This window comes from Lactococcus sp. KTH0-1S, from assembly GCF_052544945.1.
This window is the reverse complement of record NZ_CP195165.1, coordinates 612,392-632,772: the sequence shown is the minus strand read 5'-3', so window position 1 is coordinate 632,772 and position 20,381 is coordinate 612,392. Positions and strand designations below refer to the sequence as shown.

General features: G+C 35.9%; 15 protein-coding genes. 4 read left to right on the top strand and 11 right to left on the bottom strand.

The features are described from left to right. Positions 1 to 82: 82 nt before the first annotated feature. From ACRYLU_RS03240 to ACRYLU_RS03210, 7 genes are all read right to left on the bottom strand, one after another. Positions 83 to 3,496 (bottom strand): pyruvate carboxylase, encoded by a 3,414-nt coding sequence (locus tag ACRYLU_RS03240; RefSeq protein ID WP_038599633.1) that lies wholly within the window; start codon positions 3,494 to 3,496, stop codon positions 83 to 85. A 105-nt stretch (positions 3,497 to 3,601) separates the two neighbouring features. Beyond that, on the bottom strand, positions 3,602 to 4,864 hold the full coding sequence (locus ACRYLU_RS03235) for an FtsW/RodA/SpoVE family cell cycle protein (protein ID WP_012897351.1): 1,263 nt from the start codon (positions 4,862 to 4,864) through the stop codon (positions 3,602 to 3,604). A gap of 338 nt (positions 4,865 to 5,202) precedes the next feature. Beyond that, positions 5,203 to 5,349 carry a 50S ribosomal protein L33 gene (rpmG, locus tag ACRYLU_RS03230; protein WP_003129585.1) on the bottom strand — a complete coding sequence of 49 codons (147 nt, stop codon included), beginning with the start codon at positions 5,347 to 5,349 and terminating at the stop codon, positions 5,203 to 5,205. Beyond that, positions 5,346 to 6,563, bottom strand: coding sequence for a multidrug efflux MFS transporter (locus tag ACRYLU_RS03225; RefSeq protein ID WP_012897350.1), 1,218 nt, complete (start codon positions 6,561 to 6,563; stop codon positions 5,346 to 5,348). Before ACRYLU_RS03225 ends, rpmG begins: the two co-directional genes overlap by 4 nt. A gap of 2 nt (positions 6,564 to 6,565) precedes the next feature. After that, on the bottom strand, positions 6,566 to 7,225 hold the full coding sequence (coaE, locus tag ACRYLU_RS03220) for a dephospho-CoA kinase (protein WP_445081203.1): 660 nt from the start codon (positions 7,223 to 7,225) through the stop codon (positions 6,566 to 6,568). A gap of 131 nt (positions 7,226 to 7,356) precedes the next feature. Further along, positions 7,357 to 9,720 (bottom strand): formate C-acetyltransferase, encoded by a 2,364-nt coding sequence (gene pflB / locus ACRYLU_RS03215; protein ID WP_038599623.1) that lies wholly within the window; start codon positions 9,718 to 9,720, stop codon positions 7,357 to 7,359. 260 nt (positions 9,721 to 9,980) lie between these two features. Next, on the bottom strand, positions 9,981 to 10,898 hold the full coding sequence (locus ACRYLU_RS03210; protein WP_029344951.1) for a magnesium transporter CorA family protein: 918 nt from the start codon (positions 10,896 to 10,898) through the stop codon (positions 9,981 to 9,983). Positions 10,899 to 11,089: 191 nt separating this feature from the next. On the opposite strand from ACRYLU_RS03210, the gene ACRYLU_RS03205 reads away from it, so the two are divergent. The 4 genes from ACRYLU_RS03205 (at position 11,090) to ACRYLU_RS03190 (ending at position 15,127) form a co-directional block, all read left to right on the top strand. Then, on the top strand, positions 11,090 to 12,613 hold the full coding sequence (locus tag ACRYLU_RS03205) for a class I adenylate-forming enzyme family protein (protein ID WP_038599620.1): 1,524 nt from the start codon (positions 11,090 to 11,092) through the stop codon (positions 12,611 to 12,613). Positions 12,614 to 12,798: 185 nt separating this feature from the next. Beyond that, positions 12,799 to 13,368, top strand: a complete 570-nt coding sequence (locus tag ACRYLU_RS03200) for a TetR/AcrR family transcriptional regulator (protein ID WP_445081202.1) — start codon at positions 12,799 to 12,801, stop codon at positions 13,366 to 13,368. 11 nt (positions 13,369 to 13,379) lie between these two features. Continuing rightward, positions 13,380 to 14,453 (top strand): ABC transporter permease, encoded by a 1,074-nt coding sequence (locus ACRYLU_RS03195; RefSeq protein WP_445081201.1) that lies wholly within the window; start codon positions 13,380 to 13,382, stop codon positions 14,451 to 14,453. Between the two features lie 2 nt (positions 14,454 to 14,455). After that, on the top strand, positions 14,456 to 15,127 hold the full coding sequence (locus ACRYLU_RS03190) for an ABC transporter ATP-binding protein (RefSeq protein WP_038599611.1): 672 nt from the start codon (positions 14,456 to 14,458) through the stop codon (positions 15,125 to 15,127). Positions 15,128 to 15,241: 114 nt separating this feature from the next. Here the strand turns inward: ACRYLU_RS03190 and eno are convergent, their stop codons facing one another. From eno to ACRYLU_RS03170, 4 genes are all read right to left on the bottom strand, one after another. Further along, on the bottom strand, positions 15,242 to 16,543 hold the full coding sequence (eno, locus tag ACRYLU_RS03185; protein WP_010905473.1) for a surface-displayed alpha-enolase: 1,302 nt from the start codon (positions 16,541 to 16,543) through the stop codon (positions 15,242 to 15,244). 187 nt (positions 16,544 to 16,730) lie between these two features. Continuing rightward, positions 16,731 to 17,288 carry a ribosome hibernation-promoting factor, HPF/YfiA family gene (hpf, locus tag ACRYLU_RS03180; protein ID WP_003129564.1) on the bottom strand — a complete coding sequence of 186 codons (558 nt, stop codon included), beginning with the start codon at positions 17,286 to 17,288 and terminating at the stop codon, positions 16,731 to 16,733. 134 nt (positions 17,289 to 17,422) lie between these two features. Then, positions 17,423 to 19,873, bottom strand: a complete 2,451-nt coding sequence (locus tag ACRYLU_RS03175) for an ATP-dependent Clp protease ATP-binding subunit (protein ID WP_445081200.1) — start codon at positions 19,871 to 19,873, stop codon at positions 17,423 to 17,425. Continuing rightward, positions 19,863 to 20,318 (bottom strand): CtsR family transcriptional regulator, encoded by a 456-nt coding sequence (locus ACRYLU_RS03170; RefSeq protein ID WP_010905471.1) that lies wholly within the window; start codon positions 20,316 to 20,318, stop codon positions 19,863 to 19,865. The genes ACRYLU_RS03175 and ACRYLU_RS03170 overlap by 11 nt, the downstream gene beginning before the upstream one ends. Positions 20,319 to 20,381: the final 63 nt, after the last annotated feature.

The following is a 20,381-nucleotide window of genomic DNA, read 5'->3' as shown; positions in this document are numbered from 1 at the left end:
GAAAATTATATATTTTCTGAAAATTTAAATATTTTTTTGAAGAAAAATAAAAAACCTACCCAAAAGGTAGGTTTAATTTATATTAATTAATTTCGATTAACAAGTCTTGAGTTTGAATTGCCTCACCTTTAACCACATGAAGGTCAACAATCTCGCCATCAAATGGTGCTTCAATAGTTGTTTCCATTTTCATGGCTTCAGTAACCATCAAGGCTTGACCTTTTTGAACTTTGTCACCAGCTTTAACTAAAATTTCAAGAACAGAACCTGGCATAGTAGCTCCAATTTGGTTTGGATTTCCTGTTTCGGCTTTGCGTTTAGCCACAACTTGAGTTTGTACAGATTGGTCATTAATTACGACTTCTCGACGTTGACCATTTAGGTTAAAGAAGAGAACACGATTTCCAGCTAGGTCAGGTTCTCCTATTTCATCTAAACGAATGCTGAGTGTTTTACCTTTTTCAATTTGAACTTCAATTTTTTCATTGAGACGCATTCCATGTAAGAAAGTAGGAGTGTCAAGTAGTGTAACTGCTCCAAATTCTCTTTGCATTTTTTGATAATCAAGGAAAACTTGTGGATACATGATATATGAGATAACTTCGTGATCTCCTGGTTCATAGCCAATCTTTTGCTCTAGGTCTGCTTTAACAGTTTCAAAATCAACTTTTTCTGCGTGTAATCCTGGACGGTCAGTAATTACGGCTTTATCTTTCACAATAATTTTTTGTAATTTTTCTGGGAAGCCACCCACTGGTTGTCCTAAATCTCCACGGAAAAATGAAACTACAGATTCTGGGAAATTAAGTTCGTTACCACGCGCATAAACATCTTCTTCTGTCAAATCATTTTGAATCATAAAGAGAGCCATATCTCCAACCACTTTTGAAGAAGGGGTTACTTTAATAATATCTCCAAACATCATATTGACTTTACGATACATTTGTTTGATTTCATCAAAACGATGTCCAAGACCAACTGCTGCTGCCTGAGATTTTAGGTTAGTGTATTGACCGCCAGGCATTTCATGCATGTAAACTTCTGTCTGAGGACTTGTAATACCCGCTTCAAATGGTGCATAATATTTACGAACATCTTCCCAATAATGGTCAATTTGTTCAGCATTTTTTACATTAATTGAGGCATGGCGAGGACCATGTTCAAGTGCATAGTAAATAGATTGCATTGATGGTTGAGATGTTCCGCCAGCAAGACTCGCTGTTGCTACGTCAATAATGTCTACACCTGCTTGAGTTGCACCAGAATATGTAATAATTCCATTTCCTGAAGTATCGTGTGTATGCAAATGAATTGGCAAATCAACGGTATCTTTTAATTCTGAAATCAAACGATAGGCAGCTTGAGGTTTCAATAAACCCGCCATATCTTTAACCGCCAAGATATGAGCACCTGTTGCTTCTAATTCTTTTGCTAAGTCTTTATAGTATTGAATATTATATTTTGGTCGGCTTGGATCTAGGATATCTCCCGTATAACAAATTGTTGCTTCTGCAATTTTTCCATTATCGCGAACGGCTTGAATGGATTTTTCCATTTGTGGTAACCAGTTGAGACTATCAAAGATACGGAAAACATCAATTCCTTCATGGGCCGCTACTCGGATAAATTCTTCAATCACATTATCTGGATAGTTTTGGTAGCCAACTGCATTTGAACCACGGAAGAGCATTTGAAACATGGTATTTGGCATGAGTTTACGTAGTTTACGCAGACGATACCATGGTGATTCATTCAAGAAACGATAAGCCACATCAAAGGTTGCACCGCCCCACATTTCAGCTGAGAAAAGTTCTGGCAGCCCTTGGTCAATCGCTTGGGCAATTCCTTTCATGTCTTGTAAACGTAAGCGAGTAGCAAGCAAGGATTGGTGAGCATCACGTAAAGTTGTATCTGTTAATAATACTTCTTTTGTATTTTTTACATAATCAACAACAGCATCAGCGCCTTGTTCGTCTAAGATATTTTTGGCTGTCTTTTTCTTTTCAAGATTAAGAAGAGGTTGACGCGGTTCTTCAAAATGACGTTTTTCAGTATTTTCAATCCCTGGAAAGCCATTAACTGTAATCATTGATAAATAATGCAGCGTTTTTGTTCCACGGTCACGTAAACGTGGGAAGTTGAACAGACTTGGTGTATTATCAATAAAGGTTGTTGTTGCTTGACCACTTGTGAAGTTTTCATTAGCAATAACATTAATCAAGAAAGGAATATTTGTTTTAACCCCACGAATACGGAATTCATGGAGAACTCGGTCCATTTTTCTTACGCTGTCACTAAATTCATTGGCAAAAGTACAAACTTTTACTAAAAGTGAATCAAAATATGGAGTTACTTCATATCCAGCGTAGGCATTTCCGACATCTAAACGTATACCAAAACCACCTGGTGAACGGTAGGTATCAATTTTACCTGTGTCTGGCAAGAATCCATTTTGTGGATCTTCTGTTGTGATTCGACATTGAATTGCTGAACCCAAAAGTGGAATTTCAGACTGTGCTGGAAGTCCAATTTCTCTATGTAAGTCTTTACCTTGAGCAATCAAAATTTGAGCTTGAACAATATCTACACCTGTGATGAGTTCCGTAATTGTATGTTCAACTTGAACACGTGGGTTTACTTCGATGAAATAAAATTTATCATCTTTAACAAGAAACTCGACTGTACCAGCATTAACGTAGCCAACATTTTTACAAAGTTTGACTGCTGCTTCACATATTTCGTTACGGAAGTCTGGTGAAAGTCCCACGGCTGGCGCAATTTCAATGACTTTTTGATTACGTCGTTGGACTGAACAGTCACGCTCATGGAGGTGAATAATATTTCCATGACGATCTCCAAGAATTTGGACTTCAATATGTTTTGGATTTTCAATATATTTTTCAACATAGATTTCGCCAGAACCAAAAGCTCCAATTGCTTCTGATTTTGCTCTAGCATAACCATCATGCATTTCAGCATCATTACGCGCAACTCGCATTCCGCGACCACCACCACCTAAAGCGGCTTTAATCATAACTGGATAACCGTAAGTTTTAGCAAATTCTAAAGCGCCATCAATATCTACTGCTCCATTTGTTCCGGGAATTCCTGGCACTTTTGCTTCATCAGCAGCTGCTTTAGCTTTAATTTTATCACCAAAAATATCCAAATGATGAAGTTCAGGACCCACAAAAACTAAACCTGCTGCGCGAACTTTGGTAGCAAATTCGAGATTTTCAGATAAGAGGCCATAACCTGGGTGAATAGCATCTGCTCCTGATTCAAGGGCAACACGAATGATATCATCAATATCCAAATAGGCATCAATTGGTTTTTTCCCTTGACCGATTAGATAAGATTCATCTGCTTTAAAGCGATGAACAGAATATTCATCTTCTCTTGCATAGACGGCTACAGTAGAAAGTCCGAGTTCATTACAGGCACGAAAGACACGAACGGCGATTTCTCCACGATTGGCGACGAGTAGTTTTTTCATTTTGACTCCTTAATGAGGCTTGCTTGGAAAGGTAATTAGTCATTACCTCTCACTCTTTCATATATTATAAAAATCTTTTATACACTTTTAAACGACTGACAATTGTCAATCGTTTTCATAAGTTGGGACACTGCTACTATAATGATTTGAGAGCTCAGAAACTTCTCTTCGTTTCTCATCAGCTGAAATATTTAAAGCAAATGCAATTCCCAACGATAAAACAAGGAAGGATGACCCTCCTTGTGATAGGAAGGGGAAGGTTACTCCTGTTTCTGGAATAATCCCGATTGCTCCACCCACATTGACAAAGACTTGAACTAACAATAAACCAGATACCCCAATCATAATGAGTGAGTTAAAGGCACTTTTAGCACGAATTCCAACAATTAACATTCTGCTTATCAAGAAAAAGAGAATAGCTAGAATAATAATTCCGCCAATGATTCCTAATTCTTCCACGACAATTGGAAAGATAAAGTCAGTTTGAGCTTCTGGTAAGAAACCATTTTTTTGAATCGAATTTCCTAAGCCACGCCCTGTCCAACCGCCATTAACTATAGCATAGTATGAATTAGCTAACTGATGTCCAGAATTGGCTAAGTCTGTAAAAGGATTAACAAAAGCTTCAAATCGTTTATTGATATAAGCGATGGGTAAGAAACTTGGAATGATATTTCCACCTACAATGAAAAGAAATCCTAAGAAAATGGCCATCAAAGATAGAATTAATTTTGAATAGCCGGAATACCAACGCCAAGATATACCGCTGGCTCCAATCATTATCAAAGCAACTGCAGCAATAATCAAAGTATTACCTAGGTCAGGCATGATAAGGTCAACCAATAAAATGGCAACTACGGGTAATCGCCAACCACCAAAAAGTTTTTGAAAGAGCGTCTTTCCTTTAAAAATTTCATTTATATCACGTTTTTCAATTTCTTCTTGTTTTGTTGAAAAAACTGAGGCTAAATACCAGATAATAAAAACTTTGGCAAATTCTGCTGGCTGCACCGTTCCGATTCCTGGAATATGAATCCAACCTCTGGCTCCATTTACGGGTGCTGTCAGAGCAAAACTGGAAGGCATTATTCTACAAAATATTAATGACAGAATCAAAATAACCATTATTGTTCCTATCATTTTTCTATTCTTAAGGGCTCTAAGTTTCAGACGGTAAATCACTGCAATCATAATGAGACTCAATAATACGAATGCTGTTTGGTTAATTACTAATTTATAAGGATTTAATCCTTTTTGTAACTGATCAGGAACCGTGGTTGAAAAAACCATCACAATACCAATTCCTGCAAGAATTAGGTATGGAATCAATATAGAGTAGTTTAAAAAATTATTCTTATTTAAATTCATTATCTTTTTTCCTCATTCATATTATTATAGCATGAGTTGAATAATTTATAAAGATTTTCAAAGTGCTTATAAGTTTCTACCACCCAAAGATAAGGTATTTCCGAATATATTTTTTAAACTGAATTTTTTCTTTTATAAATAGTCCACAAAATTATGATTAAAATTTTTATCTGTCTCCATCAACTGCTATTATAATGAAAAAATAATGTCTTTTTTTGCATAAAACACCTCTAATGAAATATTGTTTACTTTATTATATAATATTATCACAATTCTTAATAAGTGTACATAGTAAAAACTTATTATAAATAAAAAAACAGCAAGATAATTCTTGCTGTCTAACCTTCACGATGAAGTGTAACAATTCGTTCTTTGGGACAAAACTTCATTGTTTCAACTTTTTCCGGATGGGTTGCTTTATTTTTACTACTAATATAATTTTTATTCCCACAAGAACTACAAATTAATGTGATTTTTACTCTCATTCCATAATACTCCGTTTCCGCAGATATTTTCGGAAATTAATAAAGGACCAAATAATATTAACAATGACAAAAAGACTTGTCCCTACAATTGCTGCTCGATAACTGATATAACCCGCAATTGCTGATCCGACCAATGGACCGGTTACCATTCCTAAATTAGAACACATTTGTGCGTAAGCAAAAATTCTGCTGACACCTTCTTTGGGAGTAATTTTTGAAAGCAACGAATTTACTGACGGCATCAAAGCACCAGTTCCAAAACCAAGAAGGAAGCGTAATATCCCAAGTTGGAGTGGGCTTTGCACAAAGGCCATTGGTAAATAAATAATAAATGTAAAAACTAGTCCAATCAAAATTAAACGATGCGAACCGTATTTATCTCCTAAACGTCCTAGAAAACTTGATGATAACATTGCCGACAATCCAACTGCTGACACAATTAAACCTGAAATGAACATCAAATTGTTCGTGCTTGTCGTCAGGGTTTTGATATACAAGGTCACAAATGGTTCAATGGATTGGGAGGTGATTTGAATAATAAATGTTGTCACTAATAATCCAAAAAGAATTTGTTTGTTACTGACTTTATTGATAATTTCTTTACTAGATAACATTTCACCTTTAGCAATTGGTTCAAAGTTTTCATGAACAAAGAAAATGGTCAGTAAAGTTGCTAGGGCTAATAGAGCGCCGACAATCAAAAAGACATTTGCCATGCCAAACCACTCAGCTAGTAACCCACCAAGTGAAGGACCAATTAGTGTTCCAGAAACCATTGCTGTTGCTAATGTTCCAAGAGCATAGCCTGATTTATCTTTTGGAGCTTGTGAAGCAATCATTGCTGTTGAGTTAGGGATATAGCCTGAGAAAAATCCCATCAGCAAACGTAATCCAAGTAACCACCAAACATTAGGGACAAAAGCTATTCCTCCCATTGTTAGGGTCATGACGATACTGGCACGTACCATCATCACTTTACGGCCATGCTCATCAGCTAAACGTCCCCAAATGGGGGCAACTAACCCTGAAGCTAAGGCTGGCAAAGAAAAAGCTAACCCTGAGTAAAGTTCAACATTTCCACCGCTTACGCCCAGTCCTTGAATATACAAGGGGAGAAAGGGCATGACGAGTGAAAATGATGAACCTACAAAAAAGCAGCCAATCCATGTTATAAATAAATTCCTTTTCCAATTAACTGTTTTCGTGCGATTCACCTCTATTTCTGTTCTTCTATCCTAGCTAGTTCTCGCTGGATTTGTTTTTTTAGCGCTTCAATCGTTCCAGAATTATCCAGAATGACATCAGCGACTTTTTGTTTTTCTGACAATGGCATTTGTGAGGAAATTCGTTTTTTAGCTTCTTCTTCCGTAAACTTATTTCTTGCCATCAGTCTTTCTAATTGTATTTTTTCAGGTAAGCTGACCAACCATATTTCATCAAAGCCGGTATAATTGTATTCAATTAATAACGGAATATCCATAAATATCGGCTTATTTACTGACAGATTTTTTCCTTGACTCTTTGAATCAAAATTTTTACTGACAGAATTGTCAGTCATTTTTTTTAATAAGTCATCACGTCTATCATATAATTCTGTACGAATAATTTCATCTTGTAAGTTTGATAATTTCTCGCGCTCTTTTGAATCAGAAAAAACTAAAGCCCCTAATTTTTCGCGATTTAACTGTCCATTGTCAGCAATAAAATCTAAACCGTAAGTTTCTACTATTGCCTTGTAAAGTTTTCCATCAGGTTCTTGTAATTGACGGACAACTTTGTCAGCATCAATCACTTGGTAACCCTCAGAAATCAAAAAATCAACCACCGTTGATTTCCCACTCGCAATTCCGCCTGTCAATCCAATTACCATTTTCATTCATCTATTTTAGCATAAAATTTAACTTTCTTAAACTAAAAACAATAGTTTTTAACTATTATGATTAATTTTTTCGTAAAAAAAGTCTGTCAGTAAAACTGACAGACCGAATATTCATTAAATTTTAAGAATTAAATGTTTGAAGTATGCATTACTTCTTCATCATCGTTTGAAAGAACTTCATGGAAGACACGTTCAGTTAATTCTTGTTTTTGTTCTGGTGTGAGGTATTTAGTATTGACACAGTAACCAGAGATACGAACGATAACATCTTCACCACGCATGATTTTATCGTAAACATCTTTAAGGTCCATTACGTTCAAGTTAACGTGTTGACCTGCAAATTCAGTACCATTAATCAAAGCACCTGGTGTGAAGTATCCATCAAGAATTTGAACCAAGTTATCCACTTGTTCATCACGAGTTTTACCAAGTGCACGAGGTGAAACTTGAGTAGTCAATGAAATACCATCATTTGCATCTTTGAATTCCAATTTAGCCAGTGAGCGAAGGTTTTGCAACCAACCACCCTTAGCTTTATTAGATGGGTTAGCACCTGGTGAGAAGAATTCAAGTTTAGATTTGTTTACTGTACCATCTTCATTAAGGAATACTCCTTTATGCACTGGAGAATTACCAGTTTGTTTAGAGTAAGCAACGTTAGATGTAATTGTCAAAAGTGAAACAGTAGCTTCAGCATTTTTGTAAAGTTTGTGTGAAGCTAACTTTTCATGGTACATTTTCATGACAAGTTTAGCAATATCATCAGCACGATCATCATCTTCACCATAACGAGGGAAATCACCTTCTACTTCGTAATCGTAGATATAGCCATTTTCATCACGCAATGTTTTAACTTTAGCATATTTAATTGCTGAAAGTGAATCAACTGTATTTGCGAATCCACAGATACCAAATCCCATGTTAGCACGAACTTTAGTAGGCAAGAAGGCCATTTGAACTGCTTCATAGTTATATTTATCAGTCATGTAATGAATGATATTCATTGCATCAACATAAGTATCAGTCAACCAGTCGAGAGATTTGTCAAAGTTTTCCATAACAGTATCATAGTCAAGAATTTCGTCACGAACAGGTTCGATGTCGAATACTTTATAATCTTTATGAACGTCATCATAACCACCGTTCAAACCAGTCAACATTGCTTTCAAGACGTTAACACGCGCACCAAAGTATTGGAGGTTATGACGTCCTTCTTCATTTTCTGGATCAAGTGGTGAGACACAACAAGAGATACATGACATTTCGCCATATCCATCTTTAGCCATTGTTTCAACACCTTCATATTGAATAGAAGAATGCTTGTGGCTCATAGACATTGAATAACGTTTGAATGAGTAAGGAAGTTTAGAATCCCAAAGGACTGTCAAGTTTGGTTCTGGAGCATTTCCGATTGTATCGAGTGTGTTCAAGAAACGGTAGTCCATTTTAGTGACACGGTGACGTCCGTCATTACCCATACCAGCCATAGATGTTGTGATGAATGTTGGGTCACCAGAATAAAGTTCATCATAAGCAGCTGCACGAGCAAATTTCATTGTACGGAGTTTCAAAACGAAATCATCAACAAATTCTTGAATTTCTTGTTCAGTAAATGTTCCACGAGCAAGGTCACGTTCTGCAAAGATATCAAGAACGATTGGAACACGTCCAAGTGAAGTTGCAGCTCCATTAATGACACGACATACTGCCATATAAGCGATGTTAACCCATTGGATTGCTTCTTTTACGTTCATAGCTGGACGTGAAACATCAAGACCATATAAAGCACCAAAGTTTACAACTTCTTGCAAAGCTTGGTATTGCATATTAATTTCTTCTTTAAGACGAATGTTTTCTTCGTTAATTTCAGTGATTGCATCCCATTCTTTTGCTTTTTCCTTCATAAGGTAATCAGCACCGTAAAGGGCAAGACGTGCATAGACACCAATGATACGTCCACGAGAGTAAGCATCTGGCAAACCTGTTACAGTATGAGCATGACGTGCTTTACGAATTGCTGAAGTATAAGCACGGAAGATTCCATCATTTACAGAAGTCATTGTTTGTGACAAAACATCATGCAAGCCTGGGTCAACTGAGAGACCGTGTTCTGTCAAAATCTTTTCAGCAACACGAAGTCCACCTCTTGGCATGAAATTCAAGCGGAAAAGTTCGCTATTTTGCATCCCATAGATAAGTTCAAGTTCTTTATCATTAGCATCGATATATCCAGCAGGGATTTTATCAATAGAGGTTACACGGTCAGTATCGAAGGGAAATCCAACTTCTTCATAGTGAGCTTTTGTATCTTCAATAATTTTCTTTACTTTAAGTGTACGTTCTGTTGGCCCAGCAAGAAAGCTTTCATCACCATCATATGGTTTGTAGTTTTCTTGTACAAAGCGAGTAACGCTTGCTTTATCACGCCAGTTGGTTCCTTTAAAACCATCCCAAGCTTGTTCAAAGATATTTTCCGTAACTTCGGTTTTCATTTTGAAATCTCCTTTGTTCTTTCTGTTTCAAATTACAACTTCATTATATCATACAGTTTGAGAATAGCAAACAGAATTCAAGAGAAATTACAGATTCTTTACTAATACAGTTCCAATTATTTTAATATCTGTTATACTTTTTTAAAACGTTTTCATAAATAATTCACAAAATAGTTTTAACAAACATTGCTAACTTCATAATCTTCAACCACTAATTAATTTTTTCACAAAGAGGAAAAAAATAGAGATTTTTCTCCATTTCATAACATATCTTTTTTATGTAACCACCAAGTGACCCAAACACATAATAAAATTCCTAGAACTAAAATAAGCCAAACCATCCAATTAAAATTTTGACCAGGAATTGGAACATTCATTCCGTAAAAACCAACAATTACTGCTGGAATCCCTAGAACGAAAGTAGCTGACGTCATGATTTTCATGACAATGTTCAAGTTATTAGAGACGATATTTGAGAACAAATCTCGGAGATTTTCTAGTAACTTGAGCTGAATCTTGGTTTCTGTATAAGCTTGGTCTGTTTCAACAAAAATATCATAAATCTTTTCAGCAAAACCATCTTCATCATCTTCTCTCAAGTAATCAATAAAATCTTGAAGCACTTGCATATTATTGTTCAAGGCATCTTCAAAATAAATTAAACTTGCTTGAATGGCAATCAAATCAACAATTTGGTCGTTCTTCGTTGAATTTTTGATTCCCTGTTCAAGTCTGCGACGTCTTGTTCGGAAATCTCTCAAATAATCATGGAAAGTGTGTGTCATTTGATACATCACTTGAAAAATAACTTGATGTTTGTAGCGTTTATAATCATATTCACGCTCGAAAATTAAGCCATTATCAATTTCATGATTAAGTGCTAAAATAACCGATTCATTTTTAGTCCAAACCAAAGAATATGGAAAAGTCGCCACTTCTCCATAATTAGAAAGTGCAGGATATTGTAAGAGAATCAGATTATTATCATTATCATCTGTTTCAAAACGGGCATTTTCATAATCATCCAAAATTCCTGATAAATAGTCAAAAGGGAAGTCATAGTATTCAGAAATATTCCCAATTTCTTCACGTGTTGGATTGAGAACATAGGTGAAATTCTTCATTTCAGAGGTTGAAATTAATTTTTTTTCATTGGATAGTTCATAATTTTTAATCATTTTCCTATCTATCCCTTCTTTTCCTGATAAAAGAGGATTGGAATCCTCTTAGTGTCCCTTTAATTGTAGCAGATTTTAGACTTTTTTTCCGAGTATTTTATTCTCTACGACTTAAGAAAACATTTACATTAACTATTGGTCTAAAGAATACTTTGTGATATAATAAACTTATTAACTTGAGGAGATTTTTTTTGAAATTCAAACACGAACCCCTAAATTTGTATCTAAACTTTAAAAAATCAGCTGAACAGTTTCCTGATAGCCCAATTATCTTTGATGAGGCTGTTGGAGCTTTCCCTGAACTAGCTCTTGAAACGACTTACCAAAAGACTCATCAAGCAATTGTTGATAAGGCAAGTCTCTTATCTGAGTTGGGAATCAAAAAATCGGATAAAGTCATTATTTTTAAATCAAGTGCTTTTGATACCTATCTTTTAGCTGTTGCTGTTTCTTATCTAGGCGCTGTTCCAGCAATGATTTCTTATCATCTTCCTGCCGAAACAATGGATATTTTAGCTGGACGTTTAGGCAATCCTTGGCTCATTTATGACCAAGTTACTGACAAAACTGTCAATGAAATGAAGAATCTTGAAGATTCTAAAAAACTTTCTGTCAGTAAATTTGCTTTGGAAAAACCTACTCAAATTGCTGACAGTCAGCAATTGGCCAGTGATGAGATTGCTTATCTCACTCATACTTCTGGAACAACTGGTGTACCAAAATTAATCGCTCACTCTGCTAATTCAATGGGTTGGCGTTGGGTGCTTCAGAGAACTGTAATGGATTGGATGCCTGATAAGGAAGAAATTTTAGCTTTCCATATTTCTCCTGTTCATTCTCGTTTCAATATAGGGGTTTCATCAGCAATGACCTTTGGATTTGGACTTATGCCCCTCAATGATTTAGCAAAAGATAATCTTGTCAATCTTTTTGCTAAACATCAGCCTTATGCCTTTGAAACACATCCAAACGATTTTGTTCGTCTAGCGAATCTTGTAAAGCAAGAACCTGAGATTTTTGCTTCAATTCGTTACCTTCACTCAACTTTTGATGCAATTAATAAAGAAACAATGCATACTTTTCTTTCTGCCTCTAAACAAAAAGAGCCAGTCTTTCTACAAATTTATGGACAATCAGAATGTGGCCCAATGATTTGGAAAAAGCACCGTTTATCAACTTTAGCAGACACTAATGCCCGTGAAATGGGGATTGGTATGCCTGGATTATCTAAAGCACGTATTGCCGATGAAGATGGAAATGAATGTCCTGCAGGTACGCCTGGAAGAATCCACTTCCTCTCAAAAGGAAGAGCTTTGACTTACTATAAAGAAGAAGAACGTTTTAATAAAGAAGTCTATGGTGACTGGTGGGATACTGGCGATTGGGGTCTCATGAATGAAGACGGAATTCTCTTTTTACATGACAGACAAGTTGATTTAATTGATAAAATTGAATCTAATTTGGCAATTGAAGATCTTCTGTTAGACCAACACGACTTCTTAGATGAAGTTGTGATTATTCGTGATAAATCTGGTAAACCACAACCTATTTTGGCTCTAGCTGAAAATGCGGAAATGGATTGGTCAGCTTGGTGGGCTTCAATTGTTGATTTGCCATTTTTAAATGAACCTATTCTTATGGCTTACGATGAAATTCCTCGTACAGCAACAATGAAAGTTCAACGATTAGCTCTTGAAAGAGAATTGGCTAAATAAGTGTTCCTAATTTTACTGACAAAACTGTCAGCCACTTATACATCAGCAAATTTATTATCAAAACTACTGACAAAACTGTCAGTAGTTTTTTTGCTTAAAAAAATTAATTAATTGATGTTAATCAATTAATTTGTTAGAATTTAATAAATGACACAGTGTCATAAATTGATTGAATTGGAGAAAAAATGCCTAAATCAACCTATTTTAGTCTATCTGACGAAAAACGTAATCTCGTATATGATGCCTGTTTAAATGAATTTCAGACTCATTCTTTTCACGAGGCCAAAATTATGCACATCGTAAAAGCTCTTGATATTCCGAGAGGGAGTTTTTATCAGTATTTTGAAGATTTAAAAGATGCTTATTTCTATGTCCTCTCGCAAGAAACCCTTGAAATCCATGATTTATTTTTTAATTTATTAAAAGATAATTCCATTGAAGAGGCTCTAGATAAATACAAATCTCTCCTTCTTGAAAATTTAATTGATTCTCCCCAATACCAACTTTATAAATATCGCTTTTTAGATTGGACTTATGAACTTGAAAGAGATTGGAAACCCCAAAGTTCAGCAACCGTCCCAGCTAGTGAAAATGATAATCCAATTTCACAAGTATTAAAATCAGTTGTTCATAATCTCGTTTATAGATTATTCAGTGAAAATTGGACTGAGAAAACTTTTATTGAAAATTATGATAAAGAAATCAAATTAGTCACCGAAGGTTTACTTAATTATATTACTGACAGAAAAAACTGAAAGGAGATTTTATGTTTTTAGCACTAAGAGAAATACGTTATAATAAAGCTCGTTACACCTTAATCGGAGCTATTATTTTTTTAATCGCTTATGTAGTCTTTATACTGTCCGGACTATCTGTAGGACTTGCCAGTCAATTTAAACAAGCCGTCCTTGATTGGAAGGCCGAAAAAGTCGTTTTATCAACAAGTTCAAATAATATTATTTCTGCTTCACAAATTACTACTGATGATTTAAGTAATATTCATGTAGAAAATGGTTCAGAATTATCATTGTTTTCTACTTCTATGCGTAAATCAAAGAGCGAGCGAGACAATATTGCTATTATTGCGCTGCCTGATAAGTCTAAAATCATGCCCGAAGTTCTTGAGGGGAAAAAATTTACTGACACTCATTTAGAAATGATTATCTCAAAAAAGCTGGCAAATCAAGGATATAAAATCGGTCAAGAAGTTTCCGTGGGAAATAATAATATTAAAATAAAAATTGTCGGAATTTCAAAATCCTCTTCTTATTCTGCATCGCCTGTTATCTATACCTCATTTTCCGCTTTGAATCAGATAAAGTTTGGTGAAAAAAGCACTTCAACTTCTTCTGTTAATGCTGTCGTTGTAAAATCTGGGAAAGTTAAGATTGATTCTTCTATTTCAAATCAATATAAAGTCCTCTCTATTTCTGATTTAATTAACGATATTCCAGGTTATTCTGCTCAAAATATGACACTCAGCGCAATGATTTACTTCTTATTTCTGATTGTACTGTTGATTATTGGAGTCTTTATGTATGTTATAACTCTTCAAAAAGTTCCGATTTTTGGCATAATGAAAGCCCAAGGAATTTCAAATCGCATAATAATGAACTCTTTACTTGGTCAAAGCTTTATCATTAGTTTAGTTGGCGTCTTCGTTGCTTTTATAGCAAGTTATGGAACTAGCTTTATCTTACCCGATGCAATGCCTTTTGAAATTAGTCTTACAAACTGGTTGCTCTATGCTTTAATTCTCATCATCGTATCAATTATTGGGTCACTTTTTTCAATCATTACTATCCGTAAAATTGACCCAACGAAAGCAATTGGAGGTTAAAAATGAAAACAATTCTTAAAATGGAAAATGTAAAAAAATCTTTTGGTAGTGGTCATAATGAGATTCAGGCACTCAAAGGGATTGATTTAGCAGTCAATCAAGGGGAATTTGTTTCAATTATTGGTCCATCCGGTTCAGGAAAAAGTACATTTCTCACAATTGCAGGTGGTTTACAAAGTCCGACTTCTGGGAATATTTCAATCAATGGCTTAGATTTTACACCATTGTCAGAAAAAAAACGTTCTAAACTTAGATTTAAAGAAATAGGTTTCATCCTCCAAAGTTCTAATTTGATTCCTTATTTGACTATTGAAGAACAATTTCTCCTTATTGATAAAATCAATCACGAAAAACTAACTTCTAAAAAAGGGATTGAACTTCTTACATCACTTGATATTTTAGACTTAAAAGATAAACATCCTAGTGATCTTTCTGGTGGTGAGAGACAAAGGGCAGCTATTGCTCGTGCTCTCTTTAATGAACCAAATTTAATTTTGGCCGATGAACCAACAGCAAGTTTAGACACTGAGCATGCTTATCAGGTTGTTGAATTATTAAGACAAGAAGCTCATTTGAAGAATAAAGCAACAATCATGGTCACTCATGACCAAAGAATGATTAAAAATAGTGACAGTGTTTATAAGATTGAAGATGGACTCTTATCAAAAATCTAAATAAAATAAAAACTACTAGCTTACTAGTAGTTTTTTCATAGAATATTTTTTATAAAAAATAATCCTTCTCTAAATAAAGAGAAGGATTATATCTAAATCATTCGTTGGTAAACCTTATTTTTTAAGGTTGTAGAATGCTTTAAGACCTTTGTATTGAGCCACTTCAGCCAATTGGTCTTCGATACGAAGCAATTGGTTGTATTTAGCCATACGGTCTGTACGTGAAAGTGAACCAGTTTTGATTTGACCAGCGTTAGTTGCAACAGCGATATCTGAGATTGTTGAATCTTCAGTTTCACCAGAACGGTGAGAAACGATTGCTGTGAAACCAGCTTCTTTAGCCATTTCAATAGCTTCGAAAGTTTCTGTCAAAGTACCGATTTGGTTAACTTTGATCAAGATAGCGTTTGAAGCATTTTCACGGATACCACGTTCAAGGTATTTAGTGTTTGTAACGAAGAAGTCGTCACCAACGAGTTGAACTTTTTTACCAAGACGTTCAGTAAGGATTTTCCATCCATCCCAGTCGTTTTCGTCCATACCATCTTCAATAGTGATGATTGGGTATTTAGAAACGAGTTCTTCAAGGTAGTCAACTTGTTCAGAAGCTGAAAGTTTTTTACCGCCTTCACCTTCGAATTTAGTGTAGTCGTAAACACCGTTTTCGTAGAATTCTGATGATGCACAGTCGAAACCGATCATAACGCCATCTTCACCAGCTTTGTAACCAGCTGCTTCGATTGCTTTAAGGATAGTTTCTACACCGTCTTCAGTTCCGTCGAATTTAGGAGCGAATCCACCTTCGTCACCGACAGCTGTTTCAAGTCCACGAGCTTTAAGAATTTTCTTAAGAGCGTGGAAGATTTCAGCACCCCAACGAAGCGCTTCTTTGAATGTAGGTGCACCAACTGGTACGATCATGAATTCTTGGAAAGCGATTGGAGCGTCTGAGTGAGAACCACCATTGATGATGTTCATCATTGGAGTTGGCAATACTTTAGCGTTGAATCCGCCAAGGTAGTTGTAAAGTGGAACACCAAGTTCATCAGCAGCAGCACGAGCAGCAGCGATAGAAACACCAAGGATAGCGTTAGCTCCCAATTTACCTTTGTTTTCAGTACCGTCAAGCGCGATCATTGCACGGTCAATAGCTTGTTGGTCAGTAACTTCATAACCGATGATAGCTTCAGCGATGATGTTGTTTACGTTGTCAACAGCTTTTTGAGTACCAAGTCCGTTGTAGCGAGATTTGTCGCCATCACGAAGTTCAACCGCTTCATGTTCACCAGTAGAAGCACCTGAAGGTACCATACCGCGACCGAATGCACCGTCTTCAGTGTAAACTTCAACTTCAAGTGTTGGGTTACCGCGTGAGTCAAGGACTTCGCGAGCATAAATATCAGTAATAATTGACATTTTAGTCTCCTTATTATTTTTAAGTGCGTCTGCACTCTTAATACATCTTTGATTTTACTATTTTTTGAAAGATTTTTCAAGTGAAAATCTTCGCAAAGCTAAACTTCAAAAGGTTTTGCGCTTACATTTTGAAATTTTGTTATCTGAACATTAATAAAAAAGGATAGAAAAATCTATCCTTATTTTTTTATTCTGTTTCAATTAAACCATAACGACCATCTGTACGACGGTAAACGACATGGGTTCCGTTACTATCAGCATCTGTAAAGACGTAGAAATCATGTCCCAACATATCCATCTGAAGCACCGCTTCTTCAGCATCCATTGGTTTTAAAGCAACATGTTTAGTACGTACAATATCTACGTGATCCTCAGCAACTTCATCGGCTTTTTCTAATGGTGCAAACTCATCGCCAAAAGCTTGTCCTGTTGGGACAGCATTGCGTGGTTTACGGTTCATACGTGTCTTATATTTACGAATTTGACGTTCGAGTTTTTCTTCTACAAAATCAATTGAAGAATACATATCTTGTGAAGTATCTTCTGCACGTAAAGTGACATTTTTAGCTGGAAGAGTTACTTCAACTTTAGCTCGTTTTTCGCTGTAAACTTTAAGATTAACATAGGCTGTTACTTCATGACCATCGTTGAAATATTTATCAAGTTTTCCGATTTTATCTTCAACATAAGCGCGGATTGCATCAGTCACTTCGACGTTTTCGCCACGGATATTAAATTTGATCATAAGAGTACCTCTTCAACAGTTCTTTTTGTTTCAATGAAGCCCTTAAACTTTTGGAATTTTCAGGACTTCTGAATCTTTTCGAACTGTCCTTTCCTTTATTTCTAATTTAATTATAACATGAAACAGCTTTCATCTCAAACAATTTGAGCGATTTTAATTTTTTTATTAGATGCACCAATTGAAACATGATTACCTGCTTTGATTTCACCAGAGAGCAATTGTTCACTTAAAAGGTCTTCGACTTCTTTTTGAAGAGCCTTGCGGAGCGGACGTGCACCATATTCTGGGTCAAAACCTACCTCAGCAATTAATTTCACCGCTGACGGTGTGAGTTTAACATGAATATCTTGTTCTGCCAGACGTTTAATCAAAGATTTACTCATAATTTTAACAATTTGTTCAATCTCTTGACTTTCCAATGAGTGGAAAACAATATTTTCATCAATTCGATTAAGAAACTCAGGACGATAATGACGTTTAAGCTCTTCTAATATTCTTGATTTCATGGCTGAATAATCAGCTGTGATATTTTTAGCGCCAAAACCAACTGTCTTATCATCACGAAGAGCAGTCGCTCCCAAGTTTGAAGTCATGATAATAATTGTATTTCTGAAATCAACTTTGCGACCTTTAGTATCAGTCACAAAGCCATCATCTAGAATTTGCAACATGATGTTGAAAACGTCAGGATGAGCTTTTTCGACTTCATCTAAAAGAACAACAGAATAAGGTTTATTACGAACGCGTTCTGTCAATTGACCACCCTCATCATAACCTACATACCCTGGAGGAGCTCCAATCAAGCGTGAAGTCGAATGTTTTTCCATGAATTCACTCATGTCAACACGAATCATATTATCTTCATTACCAAACACACTGTCAGCCAGTGCTTTAGCAAGTTCGGTTTTACCGACCCCTGTTGGTCCAAGGAACATGAAAGAACCCATTGGACGGCGACTATCAGCAACACCAGAACGTGCCCGACGAATGGCTCTTGAAACGGCAGAAATAGCTTCTTCTTGTCCAACAACTCGTTTGTGTAATTCTTTTTCAAGATTGATTAAACGATCACTTTCAGACTTAGTCATTTGTGTGATTGGAACACCTGTCAGTGTTGAGGCAACAGCAACAACAGCTTGGTCAGTAACTTCTTGACGTTTATCTTCTTTTACTGAGAATTTATAAATCTTGTCAGCAATTTTTTCAACTGCTTTTTCTTTTGTACGAGACGCTTTGATGTCAAGCTTAATGACAGCTTCTGATAATTCTTCTTGAGCTTCGGCTAGTTCTTTTTCTAAATCAAGACGTTTTGCTTGTTGATTTTTGACAGAAATTTTCACCGCTGCTGCAGCTTCATCAAGTAAATCAATGGCTTTGTCAGGCAATTTTCTGCTGGTCATATAACGAACACTGAGCATTACAGCACTTTTAATGGCTTGGTCAGTAAATTTCACTTGATGATAGTCTTCAAATTTTTCACGTAAGCCTTGCAAGATAGCAATCGCTTCATCTGGACTTGGCTCATCAACATTTATTCTCGCCAAACGGCGTTCTAAAGCTTCATCTTTTTCAATATATTTTTGATATTCATGATAGGTTGTTGCTCCGACCATTTGAAAATCACCACGAGCAAGCGCTGGTTTCAAAATATTTGCGGCATCATTGACAGAATCCATACCGCCACCAGCACCAATGATTGTGTGTAATTCATCAATGAAAATAATGACATCTGGATCACTGCTAACTTCTTCAACAATAGCTGTCAAACGATCCTCAAATTCACCTCTAAATTTTGTCCCAGCAACAACAGTCGCCATATTCAATGCCATGATTCGACTATTCATCAAACCAATTGGAACTTGACCATTGACAATTCTTTGGGCCAAACCTTCAATAATTGCTGATTTCCCAACACCGGGCTCTCCAACTAAAACAGGATTATTTTTTGTTCTGCGGCTGAGAATATGAATCAAACGGTCAATTTCAGCTTCTCGTCCAATCATTGGGTCAAGTTTACCCAAACGAGCTTCTTCGGTTAAATCTGAGGATACAGAGTCTAACGTTGGCGTCGTTGAATTTTCTGCAACTCCCTTTGCCATCTTGCGTTTTGACATTGGAGTCACAGCTTTTTTACTTTCTGGAACTTTGAGTCCAGTTCTTTTCTCAAGCTCTTTTCGCAAAGATACAATATTGATTTTTTGTAATTTTAGAAGTTGGAGACCAAATCCATCTTCTATTTGAAGTAGGGCATAAAGCAGGTGTTCTGTTCCAACGGCTTCGGAGTTATTATGAATTGCTAAAAAACTTGCCACAGTCATCACTTCCTCTGCACGAGGTGAAAAACGTAAAGTTGAACGTTTGACCTTAACATGACTTGATAAATCCTCTAAATCAATCAGTAAGTCAGAAGAATCAACATTCATTCCTGCAAGAAGGCTGTAAGCAATTGAGCCTGAGGTCGTTGCCATTGCAGCCAGTAAATGTGCACTTTCAATGGTGCCATATTGATATTGGTGAGCATACTCTTCCGCTTTTTCTAAAATTCGGTCAAGCGTTGGTGTATATTTTATATTTTCAAATTTCATCGTCACGGTCCAATCTGTTTATTATACTTTTCATCATTATACCACGAGTAAAGGGACTAATAGCTCCGTCAGTAATGACTAACAAAAGTAGATTCCCCTCACGTTCTGTCAGTACTTTCTCATCAAAGAGAAGTTGAACGATATCATGGGCAGCTTTACTCGAGAGATTAGCTGGAACCTTCTGGTAAAGAGCCGTTAAGAATTCATGACGAGCAGAATATTGATACTTCACAATTTTGATGTATCCACCACCACCACGTTTTGATTCCACATCAAAGCCTTTTGAGGCCGTAAATCGTGTTTTTATCACATAATTAATCTGACTCGGCACGACATCAAATTGATTGGCTAAGTCCGCTCGTTTAATTTCAATGACTTGTGCTTCTTCTAAAAGCTTTCTCAGATAAGCTTCGATAATATCTGATGTATTTTTTTGACCTGCCATCGCTCCATCCTTTCTTTCATCCATTTTCTAAATAATCTTTGACTATTACTGACTATTATACCT

Bases quoted from the DNA above. Each gene is read 5' to 3' on its own strand.
- ACRYLU_RS03240 (WP_038599633.1), bottom strand. From the start codon at position 3,496: ATGAAAAAACTACTCGTCGCCAATCGTGGAGAAATCGCCGTTCGTGTC.
- ACRYLU_RS03235 (WP_012897351.1), bottom strand. From the start codon at position 4,864: ATGAATTTAAATAAGAATAATTTTTTAAACTACTCTATATTGATTCCA.
- rpmG (WP_003129585.1), bottom strand. From the start codon at position 5,349: ATGAGAGTAAAAATCACATTAATTTGTAGTTCTTGTGGGAATAAAAAT.
- coaE (WP_445081203.1), bottom strand. From the start codon at position 7,225: ATGAAAATGGTAATTGGATTGACAGGCGGAATTGCGAGTGGGAAATCA.
- pflB (WP_038599623.1), bottom strand. From the start codon at position 9,720: ATGAAAACCGAAGTTACGGAAAATATCTTTGAACAAGCTTGGGATGGT.
- ACRYLU_RS03210 (WP_029344951.1), bottom strand. From the start codon at position 10,898: ATGATTAAAAATTATGAACTATCCAATGAAAAAAAATTAATTTCAACC.
- ACRYLU_RS03200 (WP_445081202.1), top strand. From the start codon at position 12,799: ATGCCTAAATCAACCTATTTTAGTCTATCTGACGAAAAACGTAATCTC.
- ACRYLU_RS03195 (WP_445081201.1), top strand. From the start codon at position 13,380: ATGTTTTTAGCACTAAGAGAAATACGTTATAATAAAGCTCGTTACACC.
- ACRYLU_RS03190 (WP_038599611.1), top strand. From the start codon at position 14,456: ATGAAAACAATTCTTAAAATGGAAAATGTAAAAAAATCTTTTGGTAGT.
- eno (WP_010905473.1), bottom strand. From the start codon at position 16,543: ATGTCAATTATTACTGATATTTATGCTCGCGAAGTCCTTGACTCACGC.
- hpf (WP_003129564.1), bottom strand. From the start codon at position 17,288: ATGATCAAATTTAATATCCGTGGCGAAAACGTCGAAGTGACTGATGCA.
- ACRYLU_RS03175 (WP_445081200.1), bottom strand. From the start codon at position 19,873: ATGAAATTTGAAAATATAAAATATACACCAACGCTTGACCGAATTTTA.
- ACRYLU_RS03170 (WP_010905471.1), bottom strand. From the start codon at position 20,318: ATGGCAGGTCAAAAAAATACATCAGATATTATCGAAGCTTATCTGAGA.